Origin of the sequence: Marinobacter sp. (assembly GCF_041690455.1) — a bacterium.
Lineage (GTDB): Bacteria > Pseudomonadota > Gammaproteobacteria > Pseudomonadales > Oleiphilaceae > Marinobacter.
In genome coordinates this window covers 71,790-98,661 of record NZ_JAWLHI010000001.1, presented here as the reverse complement: position 1 = coordinate 98,661, position 26,872 = coordinate 71,790, and the positions used below count along the sequence as shown (strand labels likewise).

The 26,872-nt window shown below is 59.6% G+C and carries 25 protein-coding genes; 10 read left to right on the top strand and 15 right to left on the bottom strand.

The window, feature by feature from the left end; all coding sequences use genetic code 11:
* Positions 1 to 204 precede the first annotated feature (204 nt).
* The 7 genes from ACESMW_RS00460 to ACESMW_RS00430 all read left to right on the top strand — a co-directional run bounded on the left by ACESMW_RS00460 (position 205) and on the right by ACESMW_RS00430 (position 6,426).
* On the top strand, positions 205 to 669 hold the full coding sequence (locus ACESMW_RS00460; protein WP_372985130.1) for an acyl-CoA thioesterase: 465 nt from the start codon (positions 205 to 207) through the stop codon (positions 667 to 669).
* Positions 670 to 688: 19 nt separating this feature from the next.
* A complete protein-coding gene (locus tag ACESMW_RS00455; protein ID WP_372985129.1) occupies positions 689 to 1,714 on the top strand; it encodes an NAD(P)H-dependent flavin oxidoreductase in 1,026 nt (341 codons plus the stop codon).
* 145 nt (positions 1,715 to 1,859) lie between these two features.
* A complete protein-coding gene (gene dusA / locus ACESMW_RS00450) occupies positions 1,860 to 2,894 on the top strand; it encodes a tRNA dihydrouridine(20/20a) synthase DusA (RefSeq protein WP_372985128.1) in 1,035 nt (344 codons plus the stop codon).
* Between the two features lie 117 nt (positions 2,895 to 3,011).
* Positions 3,012 to 3,977 carry a transaldolase gene (tal, locus tag ACESMW_RS00445; RefSeq protein WP_372985127.1) on the top strand — a complete coding sequence of 322 codons (966 nt, stop codon included), beginning with the start codon at positions 3,012 to 3,014 and terminating at the stop codon, positions 3,975 to 3,977.
* A 27-nt stretch (positions 3,978 to 4,004) separates the two neighbouring features.
* Positions 4,005 to 4,451 (top strand): TerB family tellurite resistance protein, encoded by a 447-nt coding sequence (locus ACESMW_RS00440; protein ID WP_372985126.1) that lies wholly within the window; start codon positions 4,005 to 4,007, stop codon positions 4,449 to 4,451.
* 14 nt (positions 4,452 to 4,465) lie between these two features.
* Positions 4,466 to 5,593, top strand: a complete 1,128-nt coding sequence (locus ACESMW_RS00435) for a 3-deoxy-7-phosphoheptulonate synthase (protein WP_372985125.1) — start codon at positions 4,466 to 4,468, stop codon at positions 5,591 to 5,593.
* Positions 5,590 to 6,426 (top strand): glycerophosphodiester phosphodiesterase, encoded by an 837-nt coding sequence (locus ACESMW_RS00430; protein WP_372985124.1) that lies wholly within the window; start codon positions 5,590 to 5,592, stop codon positions 6,424 to 6,426. Before ACESMW_RS00435 ends, ACESMW_RS00430 begins: the two co-directional genes overlap by 4 nt.
* Before the next feature lie 278 nt (positions 6,427 to 6,704).
* On the opposite strand, the gene sthA is transcribed toward ACESMW_RS00430, so the two are convergent.
* The 10 genes from sthA to ACESMW_RS00380 all read right to left on the bottom strand — a co-directional run bounded on the left by sthA (position 6,705) and on the right by ACESMW_RS00380 (position 17,184).
* The gene (gene sthA / locus ACESMW_RS00425; protein ID WP_343810540.1) at positions 6,705 to 8,096 is read right to left on the bottom strand and encodes a Si-specific NAD(P)(+) transhydrogenase; all 1,392 of its coding nucleotides are present in this window, start codon (positions 8,094 to 8,096) and stop codon (positions 6,705 to 6,707) included.
* Positions 8,097 to 8,175: 79 nt separating this feature from the next.
* Positions 8,176 to 8,424 carry a (Na+)-NQR maturation NqrM gene (nqrM, locus tag ACESMW_RS00420; RefSeq protein ID WP_372985123.1) on the bottom strand — a complete coding sequence of 83 codons (249 nt, stop codon included), beginning with the start codon at positions 8,422 to 8,424 and terminating at the stop codon, positions 8,176 to 8,178.
* 12 nt (positions 8,425 to 8,436) lie between these two features.
* The gene (locus ACESMW_RS00415) at positions 8,437 to 9,486 is read right to left on the bottom strand and encodes an FAD:protein FMN transferase (protein ID WP_372985122.1); all 1,050 of its coding nucleotides are present in this window, start codon (positions 9,484 to 9,486) and stop codon (positions 8,437 to 8,439) included.
* A 9-nt stretch (positions 9,487 to 9,495) separates the two neighbouring features.
* The gene (gene nqrF, locus ACESMW_RS00410; RefSeq protein ID WP_372985121.1) at positions 9,496 to 10,722 is read right to left on the bottom strand and encodes an NADH:ubiquinone reductase (Na(+)-transporting) subunit F; all 1,227 of its coding nucleotides are present in this window, start codon (positions 10,720 to 10,722) and stop codon (positions 9,496 to 9,498) included.
* A gap of 37 nt (positions 10,723 to 10,759) precedes the next feature.
* Positions 10,760 to 11,368 carry an NADH:ubiquinone reductase (Na(+)-transporting) subunit E gene (gene nqrE, locus ACESMW_RS00405; protein WP_372985120.1) on the bottom strand — a complete coding sequence of 203 codons (609 nt, stop codon included), beginning with the start codon at positions 11,366 to 11,368 and terminating at the stop codon, positions 10,760 to 10,762.
* Complete coding sequence (locus ACESMW_RS00400; protein ID WP_239036804.1) at positions 11,368 to 12,033, bottom strand: NADH:ubiquinone reductase (Na(+)-transporting) subunit D; 666 nt, start codon at positions 12,031 to 12,033, stop codon at positions 11,368 to 11,370. The genes nqrE and ACESMW_RS00400 overlap by 1 nt, the downstream gene beginning before the upstream one ends.
* Positions 12,034 to 12,035: 2 nt before the next feature.
* Complete coding sequence (locus ACESMW_RS00395; RefSeq protein WP_372985119.1) at positions 12,036 to 12,839, bottom strand: Na(+)-translocating NADH-quinone reductase subunit C; 804 nt, start codon at positions 12,837 to 12,839, stop codon at positions 12,036 to 12,038.
* A complete protein-coding gene (locus tag ACESMW_RS00390) occupies positions 12,832 to 14,040 on the bottom strand; it encodes an NADH:ubiquinone reductase (Na(+)-transporting) subunit B (protein WP_372985118.1) in 1,209 nt (402 codons plus the stop codon). Before ACESMW_RS00390 ends, ACESMW_RS00395 begins: the two co-directional genes overlap by 8 nt.
* Positions 14,041 to 14,044: 4 nt before the next feature.
* Entirely contained in the window at positions 14,045 to 15,391 is a 1,347-nt protein-coding gene (locus tag ACESMW_RS00385; protein WP_372985117.1) for a Na(+)-translocating NADH-quinone reductase subunit A, read from the bottom strand.
* A gap of 323 nt (positions 15,392 to 15,714) precedes the next feature.
* Positions 15,715 to 17,184: a glyceraldehyde-3-phosphate dehydrogenase gene (locus tag ACESMW_RS00380; protein WP_372985116.1), complete on the bottom strand. Its 1,470-nt coding sequence runs from the start codon at positions 17,182 to 17,184 to the stop codon at positions 15,715 to 15,717.
* 203 nt (positions 17,185 to 17,387) lie between these two features.
* Here ACESMW_RS00380 and mfd point away from each other — a divergent pair, with 203 nt between their 5' ends.
* Positions 17,388 to 20,912, top strand: coding sequence for a transcription-repair coupling factor (mfd, locus tag ACESMW_RS00375; protein ID WP_372985115.1), 3,525 nt, complete (start codon positions 17,388 to 17,390; stop codon positions 20,910 to 20,912).
* A gap of 28 nt (positions 20,913 to 20,940) precedes the next feature.
* The gene (locus ACESMW_RS00370; RefSeq protein ID WP_372985114.1) at positions 20,941 to 21,702 is read left to right on the top strand and encodes a CsiV family protein; all 762 of its coding nucleotides are present in this window, start codon (positions 20,941 to 20,943) and stop codon (positions 21,700 to 21,702) included.
* Here ACESMW_RS00370 and ACESMW_RS00365 read toward each other — a convergent pair.
* The 4 genes from ACESMW_RS00365 to ACESMW_RS00350 form a co-directional block, all read right to left on the bottom strand.
* Entirely contained in the window at positions 21,677 to 22,465 is a 789-nt protein-coding gene (locus ACESMW_RS00365; protein WP_372985113.1) for an S-methyl-5'-thioinosine phosphorylase, read from the bottom strand. The genes ACESMW_RS00370 and ACESMW_RS00365 overlap by 26 nt on opposite strands.
* Positions 22,465 to 23,661, bottom strand: coding sequence for a mechanosensitive ion channel family protein (locus tag ACESMW_RS00360; protein ID WP_372985112.1), 1,197 nt, complete (start codon positions 23,659 to 23,661; stop codon positions 22,465 to 22,467). Before ACESMW_RS00360 ends, ACESMW_RS00365 begins: the two co-directional genes overlap by 1 nt.
* A gap of 23 nt (positions 23,662 to 23,684) precedes the next feature.
* Entirely contained in the window at positions 23,685 to 24,185 is a 501-nt protein-coding gene (locus tag ACESMW_RS00355; protein ID WP_372985111.1) for a L,D-transpeptidase family protein, read from the bottom strand.
* 61 nt (positions 24,186 to 24,246) lie between these two features.
* Positions 24,247 to 24,924, bottom strand: coding sequence for a TetR/AcrR family transcriptional regulator (locus ACESMW_RS00350; protein ID WP_372985110.1), 678 nt, complete (start codon positions 24,922 to 24,924; stop codon positions 24,247 to 24,249).
* A gap of 123 nt (positions 24,925 to 25,047) precedes the next feature.
* On the opposite strand from ACESMW_RS00350, the gene ACESMW_RS00345 reads away from it, so the two are divergent.
* Complete coding sequence (locus ACESMW_RS00345; RefSeq protein ID WP_372985109.1) at positions 25,048 to 25,659, top strand: riboflavin synthase subunit alpha; 612 nt, start codon at positions 25,048 to 25,050, stop codon at positions 25,657 to 25,659.
* Here the strand turns inward: ACESMW_RS00345 and ACESMW_RS00340 are convergent.
* Positions 25,641 to 26,780, bottom strand: coding sequence for a class I SAM-dependent methyltransferase (locus tag ACESMW_RS00340; protein WP_372985108.1), 1,140 nt, complete (start codon positions 26,778 to 26,780; stop codon positions 25,641 to 25,643). The two genes, ACESMW_RS00345 and ACESMW_RS00340, sit on opposite strands and share 19 nt — an antisense overlap.
* Between the last annotated feature and the right edge of the window lie 92 nt (positions 26,781 to 26,872).

Sequence of the window (26,872 nt, the reverse complement as noted above, 5' to 3'; positions counted from 1 at the left end):
CATGGCAACATCAAAGGTGGACTCCACAAACGCTTCGGCGTTGTTGTCGTAATAGCCTAGCGTATCGGGCATGGGACAGTTTCCTTACTACTAATTCGTGCCGCATTGTTGTAAACCAGGTTACCAGCAGGTCCTGAGATGGCCAAGTTGCATGATCTCGGGAATCCGTTAGCCTTGAATCTCATTCAACCGCATCAGTGAACCATGACCGAAAAAAACAACTCCCCATTCAAATTCCGCTTCCGAGTCCGCTACGGCGAATGCGACGCCCAGGGTGTCGTCTTCAACGCCCGCTATGCAGACTTCGTGGACATTTCCGTCAACGAATACATCCGCGCCGTGTTCGGCGACTACCAGCGCCTGCTGGACCAGGACCTGGACGTCCAGGTGGTGAGCCTCACCGTGAACTGGAAAGCGCCCGCCCGGTTTGATGACGTGCTGGAAGCGAGGATTCGTACCGGGCGGATCGGCAACACGTCGTTCACCCTGCACCTGGAGTTCTATCGCTACGGGGATGGCCAGTTCATCGCCGAAGCCGACATCACTGATGTGATGATCCGGTCATCCACCATGTCCAAGGTGGCCATTCCGGATCATATCCGACAGCAGCTGGTCGAAGGCGCACCGGGGGTACTGATCAGTCATGCCGGAGAGCAAGAGTCCGTCTGACACGCGATAAGGATCGAACATGAAAGACATTCTCGGCATACAGTTTCCCATTATCCAGGCGCCCATGGCCGGTGTTCAGGATCACCGACTGGCGGCCGCCGTCTCGAACGCCGGTGGCCTGGGCTCCCTGCCCTGCGCAATGTTGAGCCCTGAGGCGCTTCGAACCGAGCCTCAGGCTCTCAAAGCGGCCACCGAAAAGCCCTTCAACCTGAACTTCTTCGCCCACACGCCGCCAACACCGGATGCGGACAGCGAACGGAGGTGGCGACAGGCGCTGGCGCCCTATTACCAGGAATTCGGTATCGATCCCGATTCCATCAGTTCCGGGCCGGGGCGGATGCCGTTCAATGAAGAAGCCGCTGCTGTGGTGGAGGAATTCCGCCCGGCGGTGGTGAGTTTTCATTTCGGGCTGCCGGAGCCTGCAATGGTTGAACGGGTGCGGAAGGCCGGCGCCAGGATCCTGTCAACCGCGACCACGGTTGAGGAGGCCCTCTGGCTGGAGCAGCACGGTGCCGACGCTATCATCGCCCAGGGTCTTGAGGCCGGTGGCCACCGAGGTATTTTTCTGACCAAGGACATGACCACGCAGATGGGCACCTTTGCCCTGCTGCCCCAGATCGTCGCTGCGGTGAAGGTACCGGTGATTGCTGCCGGCGGCATTGCCGATGCCCGGGGTGTGAAGGCCGCGCTGGATCTTGGCGCAATCGCGGCCCAAGTGGGAACGGCCTTTTTGCTCTGCCCGGAGGCGACCACCAAACCGGTGCACCGGGAGGCATTGAAAAGCCCCCAGGCCCGGCATACCGCTATCACCAATCTTTTCTCCGGCGGGCCGGCCCGGGGTATTGTGAACCGTGTGATGCAGGAACTGGGTCCTGTATCCCCTGAAGCACCGGCGTTTCCCCTCGCCACCAGTGCCATTGCGCCACTTCGGGCTGCGGCCGAGGCTAACGGTTCCGGAGACTTTTCACCCTTGTGGTGTGGGCAGAACGCGGCGGGATGCCGGGAGCATTCGGCGGCGGAGATTGTGGAACGGCTTGTTCACTAAAGATCTGCAAACAACAGCATCCAGGGTTGCGCAGCGGGCGATGAGACTTCGCCAAAGCCTTACGGCAAACACCCTGCCAACCCTGTTAAACTACGGCGCTCAGATTTTCGTACTGACAACTGTTTTCCGTAGATAGGTTACCGAAATGTCCGCAACACCCGCATTGGATGCCGCTCGCCAATATCCTGGCCCTTCCCGCCGCTTCTGTGTAGCCCCAATGCTTGATTGGACCACGCCGCACTTCCGCTACCTGGCCAGGATTCTGAGCCGGCGTGCCCTGCTGTATACGGAGATGGTAACCACCGGTGCGCTGATCCACGGCGATACCGAGCGTTTCCTGCGCCATGATCCTTGCGAGTACCCCCTGGCCCTGCAGCTTGGCGGCAGCGATCCGGGCGAACTGGCCCACTGTGCGAAGCTGGCTGAGCAGTTCGGTTTCGACGAGGTGAACCTGAATGTTGGCTGCCCGAGCGATCGGGTCCAGAACAACATGATCGGCGCCTGCCTGATGGGCCATCCGGACAAGGTGGCCGAGGCGGTGGCGGCGATGATTGCGGCCACGACCCTGCCGGTAACGGTCAAGCACCGGATCGGCATCAATGGCCGGGAGTCCTGGGACGAGCTGTGCGAATTCATCGACAAGGTTTCCGCTGCCGGCTGCCGCACGTTCATCGTGCATGCCCGCATTGCGATTCTTGAAGGCCTGAGCCCCAAGGAGAACCGGGACATTCCGCCGCTGAAGTACGACTGGGTTTACCGGCTGAAGGAGCGTTACCCGCACCTGGAGATCATCATCAACGGCGGTATCAAGACGTTCGGAGAGTGCCATGAGCATCTTCGCCACACCGATGGCGTGATGCTCGGCCGCGAGGCCTACCATAACCCGTGGCTGCTTGCGGGAGTGGACACGGAGTTCTTCGGTGAGCCGGCACCGGTGGCAGATCGCCATGAAGCTCTGAAGGCCATGTTCCCGTTTATCCAGCAAGAACTCGAGCGGGGCGTGTATCTCACCCACATTTCCCGGCACATCATGGGGCTGTTCCATGGCATGCCCGGCGGGCGCCAGTTCCGGCGCCATATCAGCGAGAATGCCCACAAGCCCGGCAGTGGTCTGGAGGTCATCCAGGCGGCATTGGCCAAGGTCCGAGTGCCTGAGCCGGCGACTGTTGCCGAAAGCTGACCCAATCCTAACCTTTAGTTGTCTTGTTCCTGTCAGAACAGCCCGTTATTGTAGGGAAAACACCGGCATCCCGGAGATGGATGCCTGAAACAACGTACAACCGGGACGACAGGACGAATGACCAGCAAGCTTGACCAACTGAAGACCATGACCACCGTGGTAGCCGACACGGGCGATATCGACGCCATCGCCAAGTGGCGCCCGGAAGATGCCACCACCAACCCGTCACTGCTGCTTAAAGCAGCCACCTCCGAGGCCTATCGCCCGATGCTGGACAAGGCAGTGGCGGAAGCCCGGCGCCACGGTGGTTCCGACGCGGAGCAGCTTACCGTAGCCACCGACATGCTGGCGGTACTGGCGGGCCGGGAAATCCTGAACCTGATACCGGGCCTGGTCTCCACCGAGGTGGACGCTCGTTTGTCGTTCGATACCGCCGGAACCCTGGAGCGGGCCCGTCGCCTGATCGAGTTCTATGATCGCCAGGGCGTGGATTCCAGCCGGGTACTGATCAAGATTGCCTCCACCTGGGAAGGCATCCGCGCCGCCGAGCAGCTGGAGAAGGAAGGCATCCGCTGCAACCTGACTCTGCTGTTCTCTTTCATCCAGGCCGCCGCCTGCGCCCAGGCCGGTGCACACCTGATTTCACCGTTCGTCGGTCGTATCCTGGACTGGCACCTGGCCAACAGCGGGCGGGACAGCTACCCGGCCCACGAAGATCCGGGCGTACTCTCCGTCAGCAGGATCTACAATTACTACAAGGCCAACGGCTTCAATACCGTGGTGATGGGCGCCAGTTTCCGCAACACCGGCGAGATCGAGATGCTGGCCGGTTGCGACAAGCTGACTATCAGCCCTGCCCTGTTGCAGGAACTGCAGGACGATACCGGCGCCCTCGACCGTCAACTGCACCCGGACAACGCCAACACCGGTGACCGGTTCGGCACCATCGACGAGAAACTGTTCCGTTGGGAGTCCAACGAGGATGCCATGGCCACCGAGAAGCTGGCTGATGGCATTCGCCGGTTCACCGCCGATCAGATTGAGCTGGAGAACCGGGTGCGCCAACTGGCCCGCGCGGCCTGAGTGTCTCAACAACCGAAGTAACTGATCATGATCGAGCGCCTGAAGAAACTGTTTGCCGTTCCCGACTCCGAACCGGTCAAGCCGGATGCCCATCAGCTGGCCGTCGCAGCGACGGCGCTGATGGTGCAGCTGTCCCGGGTGGACAACCACGAGGACGAGCGGGAACTGAAAACCATCGTGGACTGCGCCGTGAAGTCTCACCAGGTGACCCGGGAAGAAGCCGAGGAGATCCTGCAGGATGCTCTCGCCCACGCCGAAGATGCCACGTCACTGTACGAGTTTACCGGTCAGATCAACGATCACCTGGACCAGGAACAGAAACAGGCTCTGCTGGAGAGCATCTGGCACGTGGCCCTGGCCGACGGACGCATCGACAAGTACGAAGAACATCTTATTCGCCGTATGGCAGACCTGCTGCATCTTAACCACAGGGAATACATGCAGGCGCGGCACCGGGCCGAGGGGACCGGTTAACACAAGGAGATATCATGCTAGCCATTCTTCATCCCAACACCGCACTGGACAGCGACGCCTACCGGCAGACCATGCACTACCTGGAAAACCTGCCCAACGTGTCCCTGCGTGTGCACGAGGTGCAGGGTGCCACCCAACGGCTGACCGAGATCTACCTGCTGGGGGACACCAAATCCCTGGACAAGGAAGAAATTGAAGCCCTGCCGGCGGTGGAGCGGGCGATCCGCATCTCCGAGGACTACCGGATTCTTGGCCGGCACAAGGATGATCAGCGCCAGAGCGGCTTCACCTACAACGGCGTGGAATTCAGCCAGCAAAACCTGAACGTCTTTGCCGGCTTATGTGCCGTGGATGTGCCTGAACATGTCGAGATGATGATGAAGGCGGTGGAGGAACACGGCGAAGTCTGTACCCGTATGGGCGCGTACAAGCCGCGGACCAACCCCTATTCGTTCCAGGGTCATGGAAAGGGCTGCCTGCCCTGGGTGTTCGAGAAGGCGGGCAAGCACGGCATCAAGGTGATCGCCATGGAGATCACTCACGAGAGCCACATCGAGGAAATCGACACCTGCCTGGAAAAACTGGGCCGTCCGACCGGCGTCATGCTGCAGGTGGGCACCCGGAATACCCAGAACTTTGAGCTGCTCAAGGCGATTGGTCGCCAGAGCACCTACCCCGTGCTACTCAAGCGTGGCTTCGGCATTACCCTGAACGAGTCGCTGAACGCTGCCGAATACCTGGCCAGTGAAGGCAACTCCAATGTCATTTTCTGCCTGCGCGGCATGAAAACGGAAGCCGGCAACCCACACCGCAACATGGTGGATTTTGCCCACGTGCCCGCGGTCAAGCGTCTGACCCGGATGCCTGTGTGCGTGGATCCGTCCCATTCGGTGGGCAGCCGGGACGCCTCACCGGACGGCATTCTCGATCTCGAACATGCTACCGCCCAGGGCGTGATCGCCGGCGCCAACATGGTGCTGGTGGATTTCCATCCCAAGCCGGAAAAAGCCCTGGTGGACGGCCCCCAGGCCTTGCTCATGCATGAACTGCCGGCCTATCTTGAAGATATCCGGCTGTGCCACGAAACCTGGAAGAAACGCCAGGCCATTTACCAACGGATGAAGGACTCAGCACCAGAATGATCGTCTACGGGCACCGGGGCGCCAAGGGAGAGGCCCCGGAGAATACCCTCCCCGGATTCATTCATGCCTATCGCCACGGCATACGGCATTTTGAGCTGGACGTGGTTCTGTCGAAGGACGGCGTCCCGGTGCTGGTCCATGACCTGACTGTGGACCGCACCACCGGCGCCAAGGGCGGCGTGTGCAACTACACCGCGGCCGAGCTGGCGGATATGGATGCGCGCCGGAATACCACCTCCTGGCCCAGGAAAGTAGGCATTCCGACTTTGGAGCAGCTGCTGGACCAGTTTGATGATCTGGAGCACCTCCAGCTCGAGGTCAAAAAGGATGCGCGCCCGCGTCTGAACATCCTGTGCAACCGGCTGACCGAAATCATCCAGCACCGGGACCTTTACCAACGGGCCGCCATTACCTCCAGCGATCCCGGGTTCCTGCGGGAAATCCGTCGCCGCGACAAGAAAATCCGCACCGGGCTGGTAGCGGAGCGGAAATTCCCCCGGCCACTCAATATCGCTACCCGGCTCGGCTGCGAGTATTTCTGTGCCAACTGGAAAATCCTGAGCAAGGACATGGTCGATCTGGCCCATCGCCGGGGCATGCACGTGTCCACCTGGACCGTGAACCGTATCGACGACATGCTGCAGCTTGAGGATCTGGGGGTGGATAGCATTATTACCGACTACCCGACGAGCACCCGGATGTTTTTTGATAACCGGGCCCGGGCTTTGTTGCAGTTGCCGGTCAGGGAGGAGGCAAGTCCCGAGGCAGGGAGTGGGGTGAAGATGGGGTCAGATGAAGGCTTTCATCTGACCCCGGGGGAAGGCCGGGCCTGAGAATGTGCACAGGGGTCTTGGCACAGGGGTCTTGGCACAGGGGTCTGATGAACTCGTTCATCTGACCCCAACCTGGACCGAACCCCGAGTTAAAGCCAGGCTCCTAAATTGAAAATGGGGTCAGAAGAAAGCGTTCTTCTGACCCCGGAGTTTGCCCGAGACTTCAGCATAAGGCACAGGGGTCTGATGAAAACCTTCATCTGACCCCAAGTTGGAGCCTAACTCCGAGATTGAAAAAGGGGTCAGAAGAAGGCTTTCTTCAGACCCCACCAACTTCATCAGAAAATCCGGTTCAACCCGTTCAACGCCGCCACCCGATAGGCCTCGGCCATGGTCGGGTAGTTGAAGGTGGTGTTGATGAAGTAGTTCAGGGAGTTGGCCTCTCCTTCCTGGTTCATGATGGCCTGGCCGATGTGGACGATCTCGGCGGCCTGGTCACCGAAGCAGTGGATGCCCAGGATTTGCCGGGTTTCCCGGTGGAAAAGGATCTTCAGCATGCCCACCGCTTCGCCGGTGATCTGGGCGCGGGCGAGGTCCTTGAAGAAGGCCTGGCCCACTTCATAGGGCACCTTGGCTTCGGTGAGCTCGCGCTCGGTCTTGCCGACGGAACTGATTTCCGGAATGGTGTAGATACCCGTTGGCACGTCTGACACGAACCGGAAGTATTCATCCTTCACGATATCCGAGGACGCGGAACGACCCTGGTCGTAGGCGGCGCTGGCCAGGCTGGGCCAGCCAATCACGTCACCCACCGCGTAGATGTTTTCCACTTCGGTCCGGTAATGCTCGTCCACCGCGAGCTGGCCGCGGCCGTTGGGTACCAGATCGATGTTCTCGAGGCTCAGACTGTCGGTGTTTCCGGTACGGCCGTTACACCACAGGAAAGCATCCGCCCGGATCTTCTTGCCGGACTGGAGCGAGAGCACCACACCGTGGTCATCGCCCACCACAGACTCGTATTGCTCGTTGTGACGTACCAGCACACCGTTGTTGCGCAAGTGGTAGCTCAGGGCGTCAGAGATCTCATCATCCAGGAACGACAGCAGGCGGCTGCCCGGGTTGATCAGGTCCACCTTGACGCCAAGCCCTGCAAAGATGGAGGCATATTCAGAGCCGATGACACCCGCGCCATAAATGATCAGGGTACGCGGCGTATGGGACAGGTTCAGGATGGTGTCGGAGTTGTAGATCCGGTGGTGGCGAAAATCCACGTCGGGTGGCAGGTACGGTCGGGAGCCGGTGGCAACGATGGCCTGCTTGAAATGCAGGGTTTCGACCGACTTGTTGCCACGAACCTCGAGCCGGTTCCGGTCCAGAAACGATGCGCGGCCGTTGATCAGGTCCACCCGGTTGCGGGAATAGAACTGGGTGCGCAGCTTGACCTGCTTGCCGATCACTTTCTGCGCGTTCTGCAGAACCCTCGGGAAGGAGAACCAGCGCGGTTCGCCGATATCACGGAACATCTGGTTGGTGTTGAACGTGATGATCTGCTTGACCGAGTGACGCAGGGCCTTGGACGGGATGGTACCCCAGTGGGTGCAGTTACCGCCAACCGTTGGCTTGTCTTCGATGATCGCGACACGCTTGCCGTGTTTGGTCGCATTCATCGCCGCGCCTTCGCCGGACGGACCGGCGCCGATAACGACGACGTCGTAATGATGTTCTGCCATGCGCGCAGTGACTCCTTATCTACGTCGTGAGAATTTGATTCTGATTATTGATTCTGTGTCCGGGTCAGCGGCATCCCGATCAATGACGATCCGTGCTGGAAGCATCGTAGGCCAGATCGTCGGCACCCTTGGCTTCGCTCTCCAGCCGCTCGTTTTCTTCCTTGCACTTCTGGGTGTTGCCGCCACAAATATCGCAGGAAGAGCTGATACCCAGGGCACCAATGCCACCGCAGGTTCCGCTGATTGGCTTGCGGCCGAACATAACGCCGATGGACATTCCTGCCACCAGCACAATCACGATGAACAAAACTAGAAGAAAGGTACCCATGTTGCCCTCCCTTTACTGGATCACGTAGGAGGAAAAGGCCGGCGTCTGATGCGTTTCAAAGCCGGTTTCCGTCCTGATAATAAAATAGGCGGGGATGTTCTCCCGCGTTGCCAGCGCCTGAGCCCGTTCAAATCCCATCACGTTGAAGCCGGTAGCCAAGGCATCCGCGGTCATACAGTTTTCGGCGAGCACCGTTACCGAGGCCAGGTTGTGGGTGATAGGTTTTCCGGTCTCAGGGTCAATTGTATGGGAATAACGCCGCCCTTCCGATTCGTAATAGTTACGATAATCTCCGGACGTCGCCATCGCCTCTGTTTCCAGCGCGACCACCCGGTTGACCTCCCGGCCTTCCGATATGGGCTGTTCAATGGCCAGACGCCAGGCGTCGCCGCCCGGTTTACGGCCCTGGACACGGACTTCACCGCCGATCTCTACAAGGTAAGCGCTCACACCTTCACTGTCGAGGTAACGGGCCACCGCATCCACACCGTAGCCTTTCGCAATCGCTGAAAGATCAATGTATTGCGGCTTGTCTGCCCGCACGGCCGGCGGCTCATCCCGAAGCGCAAGCTGCTCATAGCCGGTGGCCGATAACACACGGGCCAGCTCCTGCTCGGTCGGAACCTGCTCGGGCCGGGCCTCGGGACCGAACCCCCAGAGGTTCACCACCGGCCCTATGGTCACATCAAACGCGCCATCTGTAAGCTCGGAGACCTCCACGGCCTTGGCAAGGACCTCATGAAGCGGCTCGGATATCTCGACCCATTCACTCTGGTCCGGCATCCGGTTCAGTCGCGACAGCTCGGAGTCTTCCCGCCAGGTCGACATGGCGGTATCCACTTTTTCCAGTTCCGTTTCAATGCCTTTGGCCAGATTCTCCAGACGTTGCTGGTCATCGGTCAATACGACATTGATGTGGTACGTGGTACCGAACACGCCACCGGAGATTTCCCAGACTTTTTCTTCGGGCTCAAACGAACAACCCGCCAGAGCGGCCAGGGCCAGCACCATGAAGGCGCTGACCAGGGCTACCCTGACGGGTCGTAACATGCAGGATGTCATCTGAGTAGATTAACCCCCGAAGTCATCCAGCATGATGTTTTCGTCCTCAACGCCAAGATCCTTGAGCATCTTGATAACCGAGGCGTTCATGATGGGGGGCCCACACATGTAGTACTCACAATCCTCGGGCGCCGGGTGGTCCTTCAGATAGTTCTCATACAACACATTATGGATAAAGCCGGTGGGGCCTTCCCAGTTGTCTTCCGGAAGTGCGTCGGACAATGCCACATGCCACTCGAAGTTCTCGTTTTCTTCCTGCAGCATGTCGAAGTCTTCCACGTAGAACATCTCGCGGACACTCCGGGCACCGTACCAGAAGCTGATCTTGCGCTTGGAGTTCAGGCGCTTGAGCTGGTCGAAGATGTGGGAACGCATCGGGGCCATGCCGGCACCACCACCGATGAATACCATTTCGGCGTCGGTCTTCTTGGCAAAGAACTCACCGAACGGTCCCATAACGGTGACCTTGTCACCCGGCTTCAGGTTGAACACATAGCTGGACATGATCCCCGGCGGATGATCGTTACCGGGAGGCGGCGTGGCGATACGGATGTTGAACTTCAGAACACCCTTCTCTTCCGGATAGTTCGCCATGGAGTAGGCCCGGATGGTGTCTTCCTTGTTGATCGCCTTATAGCGCCAAATGTCGTGCTTGTCCCAGTCCTCGTGGAATTCTTCCTCGATATCGAAATCCTTGAAGTCGATTTCGTAAGGAGGACATTCCAGCTGTACATAACCGCCAGCACGGAAGTCCACTTCCTCGCCTTCCGGCAGTTTCAGGACCAGCTCCTTGATGAAGGTGGCGACGTTGTGGTTGGAAACCACCTCGCACTCCCACTTCTTCACACCGAAGAACTCTTCCGGCACCTCGATCTTCATGTCCTGCTTGACCGGAACCTGGCAGGACAGGCGCCAGCCTTCCTTTTCTTCCCGGTTGGTGAAGTGGGTCTTTTCCGTGGGCAGCATGGCGCCGCCGCCGTCCAGAACCTTGCACTTGCACTGGGCACAGGTACCACCGCCACCACAGGCGGAGGACAGATAGATACCGCTGTTGGCCAGTGTACCCAGCAGCTTGCCGCCGGCACTGGTCTTGAGCGTATGCTCAGGGTCGTCGTTGATCTCAATGGTCACATCACCGGTGCTTACCAGCCTGGAACGGGCCGCGAGGATAATCGCGACCAGCGCCAGAACGATAACGGTGAACATGACCACGCCGAGAATAATTTCTGTATTCATGGTCTCGCCTTTTCGTTAAACCGAATCACCGGGTGAATTACAGGGAGATACCGGAGAAGGACATGAAGCCCAGGGACATCAGACCAACAGTAATGAAGGTGATGCCCAGACCACGCAGGCCTTCCGGAACGTCGCTGTACTTGAGTTTCTCACGGATACCCGCCAGTGCGATGATCGCCAGGGCCCAGCCGACGCCGGCGCCAAAGCCATACACCACGCTCTCACCGAAGGTGTAGTCACGCTCAACCATGAACAGTGACGCACCCAGGATGGCGCAGTTAACCGTGATCAACGGCAGGAACACACCCAGTGCGGCGTAAAGAGCCGGGATGTACTTGTCCAGTACCATCTCCATGATCTGTACGATCGCCGCGATAACACCGATGTATGTGAGAAGGCCCAGGAAGCTCAGGTCCACGTTGGACAGACCGGCCCAATCCAGGGCGCCTTCGCGCAGGATGGTGTTATAGAGCAGGTTGTTAACCGGCACGGTGACGGTGAGTACCACAACAACGGCGATGCCCAGACCGGTGGCCGCCTCGATCTTCTTGGAGATCGCCAGGAAGGTACACATCCCCAGGAAGAAGGCCAGCGCCATGTTCTCAACGAAAATGGCCTTAACCAGAAGACTGATATAGTGTTCCATCAGAAGGCCTCCTTGGCTTTGTGACGAGACATCTTGTAGTCAGGCTCTTCAACCTGCTCCGGCTTCCAGGCCCGCAGGCCCCAGATCGCCAGACCGATGATGAAGAACGCGCTCGGCGGCAGCAGCAGAAGGCCGTTCGGCACGTACCAGCCACCTTCGTTCACGACCGGCAGCAGGCCAACACCGAACAACGAACCGGCGCCCAGCAGTTCCCGGAAGAAAGCCACGAACAGGAGCATCACCGAGTAACCCAGGCCATTACCGATACCGTCCAGGAAGCTCAGCAGGGGCGGGTTGTTCATGGCAAAGCCTTCCGCGCGGCCCATAACAATACAGTTGGTGATGATCAGACCAACGAATACCGACAGCTGCTTGGAAATCTCGTAGGCGTAGGCCTTGAGGATCTGGTCCACCACGATTACCAGGGAGGCAATGATGGTCATCTGTACGATGATCCGGATGCTGCCGGGAATCTGGGTACGGACCAGGGAAACCGCCAGGTTGGAGAAAGCGGTAACCGCGATAACCGCCAGACACATGACGATGGTCACGCTCATGCTGGTGGTTACCGCCAGCGCCGAACAGATACCGAGGATCTGCAGGGCGATGGGGTTATTACTGAAGATCGGTTCGAAGAGAACCTGTTTGGCAGATGAACCGGCCATGATCAGACCTCCCCTTCACGAAGTTTTTTCAGGAACGGAGCGAACCCGCGCTCACCCATCCAGTAGTTGACCAGCTGCTGAACACCCCGACTGGTGAGCGTTGCGCCCGACAGAGCGTCAACCTTATGCTCCTTGTCACGGGCATCAGCATTCACACCACCCTTGACCAGCTGGATCTGGGGCTCGCTGGGGCTGTCGGCATACACTTCCTTGCCGACCCACTGCTGTTTCCAGCGCGGATTGTCCACTTCACCACCCAGACCCGGTGTCTCCGCGTGGGAGTAAAAGCCGAGACCTTCGATGGTGTTCAGGTCTCCCTCCAGGGAGATGAAACCATAAAGGGTGGACCACAGGCCATAGCCATGAATCGGTAGCACCACACGAACCAGCTCACCGTTCTCGCTCAGGGTATAAACCTTGGCGACGTTCGGACGGCGCTTGATGCCGGCCTTGTCTTCGGAGGAGGGAATGTTGGTGGACATCTGGGGATCAGAGGCCGCCTTGTACATGTCGTACTTCATGGGGTCCTGCACGCCAACGGCGGAAGGCTCCACGAATTCGCCGCTATCCAGGTCAACCAGGCGCACGTCGAAACGCTCGAACGCTTCTTCGATCTCCTGGGCGCTGGTGCCGGGCTCAAGCATGCCGGCAGCGGACAGGATGTTGGTCTTGATATCCAGGTTCTGATTCTGGATCTGCGCCGGCCGGAGCATGACGGCTGCGGTCGAAACCACAACCGAGAACACAATACTCAGCACCAGTGCAACCATCAGGGTTCTGGAGACAGTATCTTTAGCTTTAGCCACGAGCAAGCCTCCGTTTGATGTTGGCCTGAACCACGTAGTGGTCCATCAGCGGTGCGAACAGGTTGGCGAACAGGATCGCCAGCATGATGCCTTCCGGGAATGCCGGGTTGACCACACGGATCAGCACGGTCATGACACCCACCAGGATACCGAAGCACCAGCGACCGGTGTTGGTCATGGCGGCAGAAACCGGGTCAGTGGCCATGAACATCATGCCGAAGGCGAAACCACCCATGACCAGGTGCCAGTGTGCCGGCACGCCGAACATCGGGTTGGTGTCGGAACCGACCAGGTTCAGCAACAGGGACATACCGATCATACCGATCAGCACACCGCCCACGATACGGTAGGAGGCAATCTTCATGACCAGCAGGATGAGACCGCCGATCAGGATGGCCAGGGTGGAGGTCTCCCCCATGGAACCCTGAATGGTGCCCATGAATGCGCTCATCCAGCCGATTTGCTCCTGCAGTGCTTCCAGGCCGCCGGAGGCAGCCCAGCTCAGAGCCGTGGCACCACTGAAGCCGTCAACGGCTGTCCAGACGCTGTCACCGGAGATCTGCGCCGGATAGGCGAAGTACAGGAACGCACGACCGGTCAGGGCCGGGTTCAGGAAGTTCTTGCCGGTACCGCCGAACACTTCCTTGCCGATGACCACACCGAAGGTGATACCCAGAGCCACCTGCCAGAGCGGAATGGTGGGCGGGCAGATCAGGGCAAAGAGCACGGAGGTCACGAAGAAACCTTCGTTCACTTCGTGGCGACGCACGGTGGCAAACAGCACTTCCCAGAAACCACCCACCACGAAGGTGACGAAGTAGATGGGCACGAAGTACGCCAGACCGTAAACGAAGTTATCCCACATGCCGGCACCGACGCCGGTTACCGCCAGAGCCTGGATGAAGGCAGTCCGCAGGCCGCCGTCACCCACCATGGCATCCGGGTTGGACGCCAGGAAGCTGTTGGCCTGGTAGCCGATGTTCCACATACCGAAGAACATGGCCGGGAAGGTACACAACCATACTGTGATCATGATGCGCTTGAGGTCGATGCCGTCACGCACATGGGAGGTGGTGGAAGTTACGCTCGAAGGCGAGTAGAAAATGGTATCGACGGCTTCATACAGCGCATACCAGCGCTCGTATTTGCCGCCTTTCTCAAAGTGATGCTCGATTCCGTCGAGAAACTGTCGGATTGCCATCGTATTAGCCCTCGATCTCGATTCGGGTCAGGTTCTCGCGGAGAATCGGACCGTATTCATATTTGCCGGGGCACACGAAGGTGCACAGCGCCAGATCTTCTTCGTCCAGCTCCAGGGCACCCAGTTTCTGTGCCATTTCGGTATCACCGACAATCAGCGAACGCAGCAGCTGGGTCGGCAGGATATCCAGGGGCATGACCTGCTCATACGCACCCACCGGTACCATGGCCCGCTCACTGCCGTTGGTGGTGGTGGTGAAGTTGAACAATTTGCCCGGGTTAAGCTTGGACAGATAGATGTTCAGCACGGAGAACTTGTTCGGACCCGGAGACAACCAGCCCATGAACTCGCGTTTGGTCTGCTCTTCCAGCACGGTCACCTGGTTGGCAAAGCGACCCAGGTACGCACAGGGACCGTCGCCACGACGACCACCGAATACCGAACCGGAGATGGCACGGACTTCACAGTCTGTGGCAATTTCACCGTCCAGAAGTTCCTGAAGGCTGGCACCCAGACGGGTACGAACCAGGCGTGGCTTCAGAGCCTTCGGGCCACCGATGGCAACGATGCGCTCGACCGGCACTTCACCGGTTTCGAACAGCTTCGCGATATCGATAACGTCCTGGTAATTGATCGACCAGACGGTCTTGCTGGCAGAAACGGGGTCCAGGTAATGGATGTGGGTACCCACATTGCCCGCCGGATGCACACCGTCAAACTGCTGGATCTCGATGTTATCCGCCTTGGGCACGGCCACGTCGGAACCCGGCTTGCCGGTGACGAAAACCTTGCCACTGGTCAGCTTGGAGATGATGCTCAGCCCTTTCTCGAAGGCCTTGGCATTTTCGCCGATGATGACAGTCGGATCGGCCGCCAGCGGGTTGGTGTCCATCACGGAAACGAAAATGGAATGGGGAGCGGAGTCGATTTCCGGAACCTTGCTATACGGACGCGTCTTGAACGCTGTCCACAGGCCGGACTCAACCAGGTTATCGACAACCTGCTGACGCTCCAGACCACCAAGGTCGGCATCGTTGTAGCGGGCGTAGGTCTCAGCCTCATCGCCATCGATTTCGATAACGATTGACTGGAACACACGACGCTCACCGCGATTGACTTCTTTCACCACGCCAGCAGCGGGTGAGGTATAACGAACGCCTTCGGTCTTCTTGTCCGTGAACAGCAGCGACCCGCGCTTGACACGGTCTCCTTCTTTCACAGCCATTGTCGGCTTCATGCCGGTGTAGTCAAAACCGATCAATGCCACGTGGCGAATCGGATTGCCGTCTGTAATGGTCTGTTCGGGAGCGCCGCTGATGGGAAGATCCAGGCCTTTTTTGATCTTGATCATTAGCCTCGTCCAATCATCAGAAACTATCTAAGGATTTCCAACGCCCGGCCCCTGCGGCCCAGATTTCCTGGCGGAATTGCGCCAGAAGGCTGCACCATTTGACTCAAATACCACAGCAAAGTCTGCTGCCGGGCATTCGACGCAGGAAAAGATGAGAAACGGGGTGCCAGACATACCCAAAATCGCGCCAATTATAGAGATTAAGGAATTCTATTTCCACCAGTAACCGGAATGGTTTTGTACCCCGAAAGCAGTAAAAAACCCCGGCAGCCGAGACTACCGGGGTTCTTCAGAGCACCTAGCGCCAAACCGGCGCTAAGACCTTAGTCGCGTGCGCGCTTCGGGAAGATCGGATAAGTCACACCCGCCATCTGGTTCACGCAGCGAACCACCTGGGCGCTGTAGCCAAACTCGTTGTCGTACCACACGTACAGGATCAGGCGCTTGCCGCTGGCAATGGTAGCCTGGGCATCGACGATGCCGGCGTGGCGGGAACCGACAAAATCGGTGGAAACAACTTCCGGAGAGTTCACGAAGTCAATCTGCTTCTGCAGCTCGGAGTGCAGCGCCATGTCGCGCAGGTACTCGTTCACCCCTTCCACGGTGACATCTTTGTCCAGATTCAGGTTCAGGATGGCCATGGACACGTTCGGAGTCGGCACCCGGATGGCATTCCCGCTCAGCTTGCCCTTCAGCTCCGGCAGAGCCTTGGCGACGGCCTTGGCAGCACCGGTCTCGGTGATAACCATGTTCAGCGGGGCACTGCGGCCACGACGGCTACCCTTGTGGTAGTTGTCAATCAGGTTCTGGTCGTTGGTGTAGGAGTGCACAGTCTCCACGTGACCGTCCTGGATCCCGTACTCGTCATGAATGGCCTTCAGCACCGGGGTGATAGCGTTGGTGGTACAGGAGGCCGCAGACAGGATCTTGTCGTCGTCGGTGATCCAGTCGTTATTGATGCCATAGACGATGTTCTTGATGTCGCCCTTGCCCGGCGCGGTCAGGATCACCCGGCTTACGCCCTTGGACTTCAGGTGCAGACCAAGGCCTTCCTCGTCACGCCACTTACCGGTGTTGTCGATAACGATGGCATTGTGGATGTCGTACTGGGTGTAATCCACCTTGTCCGGACCGTCGGAGTAGATCACCTTGATGTAGTTGCCGTTGGCGATCAGGGCAGACTCTTTCTCGTCCACGGTGATGGTGCCGTCAAACGGACCATGGACAGAATCACGACGCAGCAGGCTGGCACGCTTCTCGAGGTCGTTCTCGGCGCCGCCCTGACGAACCACGATGGCACGCAGGCGCAGGTTGTTGCCGCCACCCGCCTTCTCGATCAGGATACGGGCCAGCAGTCGGCCGATACGGCCGAAACCGTAGAGCACAACGTCCTTGGTGTCGTTGTGGGCATCTTCCTCGGACTGAGACTGGTACTGACCAACCACCGGACCGATCTCACGCTTGAGGAATTCGGTCAGATCGCCACCTTCGGACTTGAACTTCACAGCCAGCTTGCCGATGTCGACGTGGGCACGACCAAGGTCCAGCTTGTCCATCGCCTCGAGGATCGGCAGGGTGTCGTGAACAGACAGTTCGCTGTCTTCCACCTGACGCACAAACCGGTGAGCGCGAATGATATCAATCACCGACTGGTTGATAATGGCGCGGCCATAAACGGACGTAACCACGTTGTTCTTGCGGTAGAGACGGCCGATCAGCGGAATCATGGCTTCCGCGGTGGATTCTCTTTCCGTCCAGTTAGACAGGTGCTGGTTGATCTGTTCGTGACTCACGGTTGGGACCTCTGTTAGCACTGGGAATAATTTCAGGGGCGCACATTATCCAACTTAAGGGGCCTTACGGCAAATACGATACTTCCCTACCTTCGTAGATAATCGGCCTGATCCGTCGCTGCCATGACACTGAAACCACCGACGGGTAGAATACGCCGCTTGCCATCTCCCCGATACAGGACTGCAGGAGCAACCACCCGACCATGAGCCAAGGCCCCTCCAGATCAGATAACCGGCTGATTGCACCGGAGTTTCCCACTCGCCCGGCGGACCACCGCACCTGGGGCGAGCTGCACGGCAGCAGTAACGCCCTGGCCATCTGCGAGAGTGCCCGCAACCATCCAGGCCTGACCCTGGTTATCACCCGCAGCACCAGCGAGGCCATCCAGCTGGAGCAGGCCATGCGCTTTTTCCTGGGGCTGCCCGACGACGAGGATCAACCGGCGATCACCGCCGACGGCATGGAACTACTCTCCCTGCCGGACTGGGAGACCCTGCCCTACGACCTGTTCTCCCCGCACCAGGACATCACCTCCCGGCGGATCCGGACCCTGCATCGCCTGCCATCGACCCGTCACGGGCTACTGGTGGTGCCCGCCCGCACCCTGATGCACCGGCTGCCACCGGTCAATTACCTGCAGGGCAACACCCTGATCCTGGAAGTCGGCCAGTCCCTGGACATCGACAAATGGCGCCTGCAACTGGAAGCGGCCGGATACCGCTACACGGAGAATGTCTACGAACACGGGGAATATGCCGTCCGCGGTGCCATTCTGGACATTTTCCCCATGGGGGCGAGCCAGCCCTATCGCATTGACCTGTTCGATGACGAAATCGAGACCCTGCGCACCTTCAATCCCGAGACCCAACGCTCGGTTGACCGGATTGACCGCATCGAACTGTTGCCGGCCTATGAATTCCCCTGGCACAAGGAAGCCCGCTCAGGCTTCCGGAACCGCTGGTTTGAGCAGTTCCCGAATGCCGACCGGGATGCCCCCATTTACCAGGACGTGAGTCACGGCATCACGCCGCCCGGCATCGAATACTACCTGCCGCTGTTTTTTGACGAAACGGCCACCCTGTTTGATTACCTGCCCGGGGAAACCCTGGTCTTCACCGCCGAGGGCCTGAACGAGGCGGTCAGCCAGTTTGACGCCGAAACCCGCAACCGTTACGAAGATCGCCGGCACGACCGCCTGCGGCCAATCATGCCGCCAGCCACCCTGTTCCTGCAGCAGGATGAGCTCTTTGGCCATCTCAAGACATTCCCCCGGATCACCACCACCCCGGAGACCGTCGAAGGCAGCGGCGCCATCAACTGCCCGAGCCAGGCCCTGCCCGACGTCGCAATGGACGGCCGGGCGGCGGACCCGGCAGCGCGGCTCAAGCGCTTTATCGAGGAATTCGGTGGCCGCGTCCTGATCGGAGCGGAATCCTCTGGCCGGCGTGAAGCGCTGATCGAGAACCTGTCCAGTCACAACCTGAAACCCAGGCACCTGGATAACTGGCAATCCTTCATTTCAGAAGAGAACTGCCCGCTGGCCATTACCATTGCGCCCATGGAGCAGGGACTGGTGCTGCCCGAGCAGCATCTGGCACTGGTGACCGAGACGGCCCTGTTCGGCGAACGGGTCCTGCAACGCCGCCGCCGGGAAAAACCGACCGAACTGGATGACGGCGGCTACCGCGACCTGTCAGAACTACGGATCGGGGCCCCGGTGGTCCACATCGATCATGGTGTCGGGCGCTACCTGGGCCTGGAAACGATAACTGTCGGCGACGAATCCAACGAGTTTCTGATGCTCGAATACGCCGGCGGCTCGAAACTGTATGTGCCGGTCTCCAGCCTGCACCTGATTTCCCGTTACGCCGGCACCGACGTCGAGCACGCTCCGCTGCACAAACTGGGCACCGAGCGCTGGAGCCAGGCCAAGCAGAAAGCACTGGAGAAAATCCGGGATACCGCCGCGGAACTGCTGGATGTCTATGCCCGCCGGGAGGCCCGCAAGGGCTTCCAGTTCGAGGATCCCAAAGAGGCCTACCGCGCCTTTGCCGCCGACTTTCCGTTCGAGGAGACTCCGGATCAGGAAGTGGCCATCCAGGCCGTCTTCGAGGACATGACCGGCGAGCGCCCCATGGACCGCCTGGTCTGTGGTGACGTCGGCTTTGGCAAGACCGAGGTGGCCATGCGCGCCGCCTTCCTGGCGACCTGGTCCGGGAAACAGGTGGCGGTGCTGGTGCCTACCACCCTGCTGGCCCAGCAGCACTACGAATCCTTCCGGGACCGGTTCTCCGGCACTCCCGTCCAGGTGGAATTACTGAGCCGGTTCCGCAGTGGCAGCCAGACCACCAAGGCGCTGGAAGCCCTGGAGAACGGCAAAGCCGATATTGTGATTGGAACCCACAAATTGCTGCAGAGTGATATCCGGTTCAAGAACCTGGGCCTGGTGATCATTGATGAGGAACACCGGTTCGGCGTCCAGCAGAAGGAAAAGCTCAAGGCCCTTCGGGCCGAGGTGGACATGCTGACACTGACCGCCACGCCCATCCCGAGAACCCTGAACATGGCCATGGGTCACTTGCGGGACCTGTCCATCATTGCCACCCCGCCCGCCCGACGGCTGTCGGTGAAAACCTTCGTCCGGCAACGGGATGACGCCATGACCAAGGAGGCCATCCTGCGGGAAATCCTGCGGGGCGGTCAGGTGTACTACCTGCACAATGACGTTGCCACCATCGAGAAAACGGCGGAAGACCTGCGCCGGATGATACCCGAAGCACGGGTGGGCGTGGCCCACGGCCAGATGCGCGAGCGGGAACTCGAACAGATCATGTCCGATTTCTACCACAAGCGCTTCAATGTGCTGGTGTGTACCACCATCATCGAGACCGGCATCGACATCCCGAGCGCGAACACCATCATCATCGAGCGGGCGGACAAGTTCGGCCTGGCCCAGCTGCACCAGCTCCGCGGCCGCGTGGGCCGCTCCCACCACCAGGCCTACGCCTACCTGCTGACCCCGCCGCCACGGGCAATGACCGCGGATGCCAAAAAGCGCCTGGATGCCATCTCCGAGTCCCAGGACCTGGGCGCAGGCTTCATGCTGGCCACCCACGACCTGGAAATCCGGGGCGCCGGTGAGTTGCTCGGTGAGGAACAGAGCGGGCAGATCGAGACCATTGGCTTCACCCTGTACATGCAGCTGCTGGACGAGGCCGTGAAGGCCATCAAGGAAGGCCGCACGCCGAACGCCGACCTGCCGCTGAGTCACGGTACCGAGATGAACTTGCGGATTCCGGCGCTGATTCCCGAGGACTACCTGCCCGATGTCCATAACCGGCTGATGCTGTACAAACGCATTGCCAGCGTGGACAACAAGGAAGCATTAAAAGAACTTCAGGTTGAGATGATTGACCGTTTTGGTTTGTTACCGGAACCGACAAAGAACCTGGTTCGTCAGACTGAACTAAGGCTCAAGGCCGAGGCACTGGGTATCGTGAAAATCGATGCCGGCAAGGAATGGACCCGCCTGGAGTTCGGCGGCTCGACACCGGTGGATCCGCTGGTTCTGGTTAAAAAAGTGCAATCCGCTCCGGACCAATACCGGCTTGAGGGGGCCAACAGCTTCCGTTTCAGGCTGAAGGACACCTCCACCGGTGGTAAACTCGATGGCATTTCGCAAATGCTGGATGAGCTGGCACCAGCTGACAGCAAATCCAGGCACTGACGCTCGCACGATTCGGGGAGAGAATCCTTTGCAACCGACCGCCCTTTTCAGCAGTACCAAGGCAGCCCGCATCCTGGCCACGTTCACGCTGGCCATGCTGGCCCTGACCGCCCAGGCCCAGGATTCGGGCAACATTCCGGACGACTACTATCGTGCCGAATTTGTCATACTTGAGCGCATCGTCGACCCCTCTGGCGTTGAAGAACGCATGGGAGACCGGGAGGTGGAGCCACCGGTTGAGACTGACGAAGCACTCTGGGTGGTGGATCAAAGCGGCAATGCCCAGACAACCCTGAACCTGGCACCCCGCGGGGACCTGTACCTAAACTCGGCGGCCCAGCGGCTGGAAAACAGCGGCAATTACCGGGTACTGATGAGCGCAGGCTGGTACGAGGCGTTCCCGCCTGACTATGAAGGGGACCCCCTCAGAATTGAGATGGGCGACTGGATCGACAGCGCGGGCCAACGGGAAATCGAGGGGCATATCACCATTGACCGCCAGCGCTATCTGCACGTGGATGTCCACCTCAATCACTGGCAGCAGGGCACCAGTTCGTTCACCGGGCAGTCCGCCCCGGCTCCCATTGATGGCGAAGAACAGCAGGAAGAAACCGAGGGCGATAGCTTTGTATCCCTCCAGCCACAGGTGGCTCAGCCAGTTGCAAATCCACTGGAACTGGTGACCTGGATTCGTGAAACCCGCAGGATGCGCAGCCAGGAAGTCCACTTCCTGGACTCCCCCACCATCGGCGTCCTGGTGTTCTTCAGGAAGGTCGAGGCATCGGACTGAGTCGTCCGAGCTGGGCCATCGAGCTGGCGAGAATGGTCTTCACACCGGACATGCCCTGCTCGATGGCTTCTTCAATTTCTTCCATGGTGATGATGTGGTCGAATTTACCCGCGGCCCAGTTCACCACCAGCCCCAGGCACACGTAACGCATCCCCAGTTCCGCCGCCAGCGACGCCTCCGGCATGCCAGTCATGCCCACCAGATCGCAGCCATCCCGCTCCATGCGCCGGATCTCCGCAGCGGTTTCCAGCCTCGGGCCCTGGGTTGCGCCATACACGCCGAAATCCGAGAACGACACCGACTCCCGTTTTGCGGCATCGATCAGCGCCTGCCGGGCGTCAGCGTCGTAGGGAAAGGTGAAGTCGATGTGGGTGACCGATTCCAGGTCGCCCTCGAAAAAGGTACTGCCCCGCCCCCAGGTGTAATCTATGATCTGATCGGGGACGACAATGTGGGCCGGCCCCATGTCCCGGTGGATCCCGCCGACGGCATTCACACCAACCACCGTTCGCACGCCCGCTTCATACAGGGCAAGGATATTGGCCCGGTAGTTGACCTGGTGGGGTGGAATCCGGTGCGGATTGCCGTGCCGGGCCAGGAAGATCACGGACTGCTCACCCAGCCTGCCCTTCACGAGTGGCGCCGAGGGCTCACCCCACGGCGTTGAAACGCCCGACTCGCCCGTGATGGTCAGTCCGGAAAGCGTGGTCAGGCCGGTACCCCCGATGATACCGACCGGCGAGCTGCTTGCAGCTGAGGTCATTATGCTCTTCCTTCAAATGATTCTTTGCCGTTACCCGAGACCGGCTCTTCTCCTGCACGCTCACCACTTTCCCGTTCACCACTTTCATGGCCAGCGAGACGGACACCATCGGGAAGATGCAGGGTGCGGGTCGGGAAGGCCACCTCGGCACCATAGCCTTCGATAATGTCACTGATCCGGAGCAGTATATCCTGCTTGATCTCGTGGAACCGGACCCACTGGGTTGTCTTGGTGAAGGTGTAAACCATGATATCGAGAGACGAGCTGTTGAACGCCACGAAATTGACGATCAGCGTCCGTTGGGTCTCGATCTCCTCGTGGTTCTCCAGCATGGAGCGGATATCGGAGACGATGTCCGCCATCTGGCTGACATCCGCGTAGCGGATCCCGATGGTTTCGTAGATCCGGCGGTTGTACATGCGCGACGGGTTCTCCACCGCGATGGTGGTGAACGCCGCATTGGGCACGTACAGCGGGCGCTGGTCAAAGGTGCGGATGGTCGTCACCCGCCAACCGATATGTTCGACAGTCCCTTCGATGTTCCGGTCCGGCGAGCGGACCCAGTCACCTACCTTGAAGGGCCGGTCCAGGTGCACAATCATGCCTCCGAAAAAGTTGGCCAACAGGTCCTTGGCGGCAAAGCCCACCGCAATACCACCGACACCACCGAAGGCCAGCACCCCGGAAATGCTGTAGCCCAGAGTCTGCATGACAATCAGTACGGCGGTAATGATGACCACGGCCCTGGACAGTTTGCTCACCGCGTTCACGGTGGTGTAGTCCATGGGCTTTTTCATCTTCATCGGGGAAACAAGGATCTGTTCGATCTGCTTGATCAATCCCAGCAGTGACCAGACCACAATCCAGATAAAGCCCAGCTCCAGCAGCTTCTGGTTGGCCTTGAAGATCTCGGCTTCCGAGTAGTGATGGGCCACCTCCGCAGCCCAGTACACGCCCTGGAGCCAGACAAAGGCAACGAGTGGCCGCCGGGCTGCGTGCAACAACGCATCATCCCAGATATTTCGGGTATTGCTGAACTTACGCTCGAGCCCCCGAACCACATGGCTTACCACGTACGCCACAACGGCAGTCCCTAAAACCAGCGCAAACACAATGATGCCCGTGCGCCAGCCCTCCGAGAGCAATCCGAAGCCCTTGATCCACTCGTTGATTGTTGCCAGCAGCTCTCCGATCATCGGTTCCCTCGGATGAAAGACGGTTAAAGGATTACAACCCGGAGCCCGGGGTATACCCGGTCATACAGGGCCACCACATCCCGGTTGCGCATGCGGATGCAGCCGTGGGACCTGGGAACCCCCATGGGCTCGGTATCCGGTGTGCCGTGAATGTATATGAAGCGACGGAAAGTATCGACCCCGGGGCCCCGGTTTTTGCCCGGCTCCAGACCGCACAGCCAGAGGATACGGCTCAGGATCCAGTCCCGGTCGGGATGCGATAGTGCCAGTTCCGGACTGTAGATCTCACCGGTGGGGCGACGGGCCCGGAACACGATATTTTCCGGCAGGCCCTGGCCCACCATGGCGCGGATGTAGTGTTCGCCCCGGGGGGTGCAGCCGCTGCCGTCCTGCTCTCCAGCCCCGTTCAGGGCGGTGGAAACCGGATAGCTGGCAATGATGCGACCCTGATCATTCACCAGGGACAGGGTCTGGTCAGCGATGGAGACTGCCAGATGATCGACGTGCTCTTGGGATTGGGTCAAAACCGGTCGGGCTCCGTATCCGGACTATTCCAGACCGGAAGCCTAACCGAGGGAGCTGAACTCAGGCAACCGAGACTTTGCTGCCTTTGGGCGGAACCAGCATGGCATCTTCGGCTTGCATGCCGGCAGCCAGGAAAGGCACCAGGCGCAGGGCGATCTCCTGAACCGAGGTTTCCACACCGGTCTTGTTCTGCAGGATATCGCGCAGGGCATCCGAGCTGGACATGGTGAAGGCGGTCGCCCCGAGCATGAACTGGATGCGCCAGTAACGATCCACGGCCGACAATTGCGGCGTTGCGGCCTTGAGCAGGCGCATGAAACGGCTGAACGGGTCGCCGTACTCCTGCTCCAGGAATTTGCGCAGGTGGCCCTGGGACTGGGTATAGGCCAGCCCGAGCAGACGCATGAAGATGGAGATACCCTTCTCGTTTCTCTGGGGCATACGCACGGCACTTTCAGTCAGGGCCCAGAGGGTCTGATTCAGGGTCGGGGGCTGATCGCCGCAGCTTTCCTCCAACTCATCGAAAGCTTTTTCCAGGGTAGCGGAAAATGGTGTGAGGAAACGGGCGAAGACCGCATGGATGAGCGCGTTCTTCGAACCAAAGTGGTAATTGACAGCAGCGAGGTTTACTTTAGCCTTGCTGGTAATCATCCGGAGGGAAGTTTCGGAAAACCCGCGCTCGGCGAACAGCTCCTCGGCTGCGTCAAGAATCCGGTCTACGGTATCAGATTGCGCCATCTTGTTATCGGTGCCTCTAGCGTACGTCTGTTTTAAACATACGTTTGAAGCCAATTTATGTCAAGTTTGTTATCCTTCAGCTTCCCGCCACAGCGCACAGGCCCCAAAGCCGAGAGGTAGTCTATGTTCACAGGAATTGTCCAGGGTATTGCCACCATCGAAGACGTCACCGCCCGGCGGGGACTGAGCACACTGGCGGTGCGGCTCCCCGAGGACAAGGTCGGGGGTGTGACGATTGGCGCCTCCGTGGCCATCAATGGCACCTGCCTGACGGTAACCCGCCAGGAAGGCGCGATCCTGTACTTCGATGCCATGCAGGAGACCCTGCGACTGACCACCCTGGGAGACCTCGAGGCAGGCGACGCCGTCAACTTCGAGCGGGCAGCAAGGATCGGTGACGAGATCGGTGGTCACCTGCTGTCGGGGCACGTGCACACCACTGCCAGGATCGTGGAGATCGAGCGCCCCGAGAACAATGTCACGATCTGGTTTGAAGTGCCGGAGGAATGGACCCGCTACATCTTTCCCAAGGGCTATATCGCGGTCAACGGCGCCAGCCTGACCATTGGCGAGGTCCGCGACAACCGCTTCAACGTGCATCTGATCCCGGAAACCCTGAGGGCTACCACCTTCGGCACGGCGGAGATTGGAGACCGGGTCAATCTCGAAATCGACAGCCAGACCCAGACCATTGTCGACACCCTGGCGCGCCTGGGTTACGACCGCCCGGCCTGAAACACCACGAACTTCGGATCCGCATCCAGCTGACGTACCTTTGAGAAATCGCGCCTGAGGGTCCGGTGGTACCCCAGGTGCCGGTTGCCCACCATCAGCAAACGGCCGCCAACGGCAAGATGCCGGGCGGCCTGGCGGAACAACCGAAGGGCGATATGATCTCCTACCACACCACCCTCATGGAACGGGGGGTTGAGCAGGATCAGGTCAAACGCCCCGGCCTCTTCCGGAACACCGTCGGCGTGATGAAAGGCGACGTCGATGCCTGGAAATGCCTGACTGACATTGTGCCTGGCGCTCAGCACCGCCTGACTGGAGACATCGGTGAACGTCAGATCCAGCTCCGGTCGCGTCGACAGGGCCTGAAGCCCGAGCACACCATTGCCGCAGGCGAGATCCAGAACCCGGGCATCGGCCGGAAGCGCCGCCACGGCCTCTACGACATGGGGCAACAACAGCCGTGTACCGATATCCAGCCTCTCCCGGGCGAACACCGCCGGCAAGGCCTCCACCCGAACACCGTTATCCAGGGCATAACCCTTCCATAATCCCGGCCAGTCGTTCAGGCCCGCCTGCCCCCTGCTACACATCACGACCCGTGCCTTCTTACGTGCCGGCAAAACCTGCTCGGTCACCACCGCCTCGGAAAAGACATCGACACTGCGATCCGGCAGATGCTTGATCATGCCACCGGCCAGGATCCGTCCCTGCTCTGACAGCACCCCGTTGAGCCAACGCAGCAGCCAGGCCAGATAGTCCGCCTGGCGGGGAATCCGCAACACGACGAGATCAAAGGGGCCAGCAGGCGGATCCTGCCAGCTGGTGGCACGAGGCGCGTTCATGACCGAGGGATTGGCCCTGGCGTTCAGTGCCAGCGATTCGGTCAGTGCGGCGTTGTCCGCCACCAGTTCCGGGGCAAAGCGGGCCAGGCCCAGGGACAGGGCACCGAACTGGTCATCGACAATGAGGACTCTAGCGCCCGGCTGGTCCTGAAGGAACATGGCAGCGGACTCCAGCAACAGCTCATCGGCCGCATCCCAGGCCCTGAGCGACTTGTCACCGCCGCCGGGGCGAACCAGCGACAGTGGGCCATCGGGAGTCTGGAGCTTGGCACTAGTCATTTCGGGCTTTCCGGAGATGGGTTTCATGAGGGCGCCCATTCTAGGCTGTTTATTCTAGAAATTAACCCTAGAGTGGGCGGCGTTCATGCAAT

Coding starts and splice junctions, on each gene's coding strand:
- nqrF (WP_372985121.1), bottom strand. CDS start 10,722: ATGAATACAGAAATTATTCTCGGCGTGGTCATGTTCACCGTTATCGTT.
- ACESMW_RS00400 (WP_239036804.1), bottom strand. CDS start 12,033: ATGGCCGGTTCATCTGCCAAACAGGTTCTCTTCGAACCGATCTTCAGT.
- ACESMW_RS00385 (WP_372985117.1), bottom strand. CDS start 15,391: ATGATCAAGATCAAAAAAGGCCTGGATCTTCCCATCAGCGGCGCTCCC.
- ACESMW_RS00460 (WP_372985130.1), top strand. CDS start 205: ATGACCGAAAAAAACAACTCCCCATTCAAATTCCGCTTCCGAGTCCGC.
- nqrM (WP_372985123.1), bottom strand. CDS start 8,424: ATGGGTACCTTTCTTCTAGTTTTGTTCATCGTGATTGTGCTGGTGGCA.
- ACESMW_RS00455 (WP_372985129.1), top strand. CDS start 689: ATGAAAGACATTCTCGGCATACAGTTTCCCATTATCCAGGCGCCCATG.
- ACESMW_RS00415 (WP_372985122.1), bottom strand. CDS start 9,486: ATGACATCCTGCATGTTACGACCCGTCAGGGTAGCCCTGGTCAGCGCC.
- ACESMW_RS00360 (WP_372985112.1), bottom strand. CDS start 23,661: ATGATCGGAGAGCTGCTGGCAACAATCAACGAGTGGATCAAGGGCTTC.
- nqrE (WP_372985120.1), bottom strand. CDS start 11,368: ATGGAACACTATATCAGTCTTCTGGTTAAGGCCATTTTCGTTGAGAAC.
- sthA (WP_343810540.1), bottom strand. CDS start 8,096: ATGGCAGAACATCATTACGACGTCGTCGTTATCGGCGCCGGTCCGTCC.
- ACESMW_RS00340 (WP_372985108.1), bottom strand. CDS start 26,780: ATGACTAGTGCCAAGCTCCAGACTCCCGATGGCCCACTGTCGCTGGTT.
- ACESMW_RS00440 (WP_372985126.1), top strand. CDS start 4,005: ATGATCGAGCGCCTGAAGAAACTGTTTGCCGTTCCCGACTCCGAACCG.
- ACESMW_RS00430 (WP_372985124.1), top strand. CDS start 5,590: ATGATCGTCTACGGGCACCGGGGCGCCAAGGGAGAGGCCCCGGAGAAT.
- dusA (WP_372985128.1), top strand. CDS start 1,860: ATGTCCGCAACACCCGCATTGGATGCCGCTCGCCAATATCCTGGCCCT.
- tal (WP_372985127.1), top strand. CDS start 3,012: ATGACCAGCAAGCTTGACCAACTGAAGACCATGACCACCGTGGTAGCC.
- ACESMW_RS00345 (WP_372985109.1), top strand. CDS start 25,048: ATGTTCACAGGAATTGTCCAGGGTATTGCCACCATCGAAGACGTCACC.
- ACESMW_RS00435 (WP_372985125.1), top strand. CDS start 4,466: ATGCTAGCCATTCTTCATCCCAACACCGCACTGGACAGCGACGCCTAC.
- mfd (WP_372985115.1), top strand. CDS start 17,388: ATGAGCCAAGGCCCCTCCAGATCAGATAACCGGCTGATTGCACCGGAG.
- ACESMW_RS00390 (WP_372985118.1), bottom strand. CDS start 14,040: ATGGCAATCCGACAGTTTCTCGACGGAATCGAGCATCACTTTGAGAAA.
- ACESMW_RS00365 (WP_372985113.1), bottom strand. CDS start 22,465: ATGACCTCAGCTGCAAGCAGCTCGCCGGTCGGTATCATCGGGGGTACC.
- ACESMW_RS00350 (WP_372985110.1), bottom strand. CDS start 24,924: ATGGCGCAATCTGATACCGTAGACCGGATTCTTGACGCAGCCGAGGAG.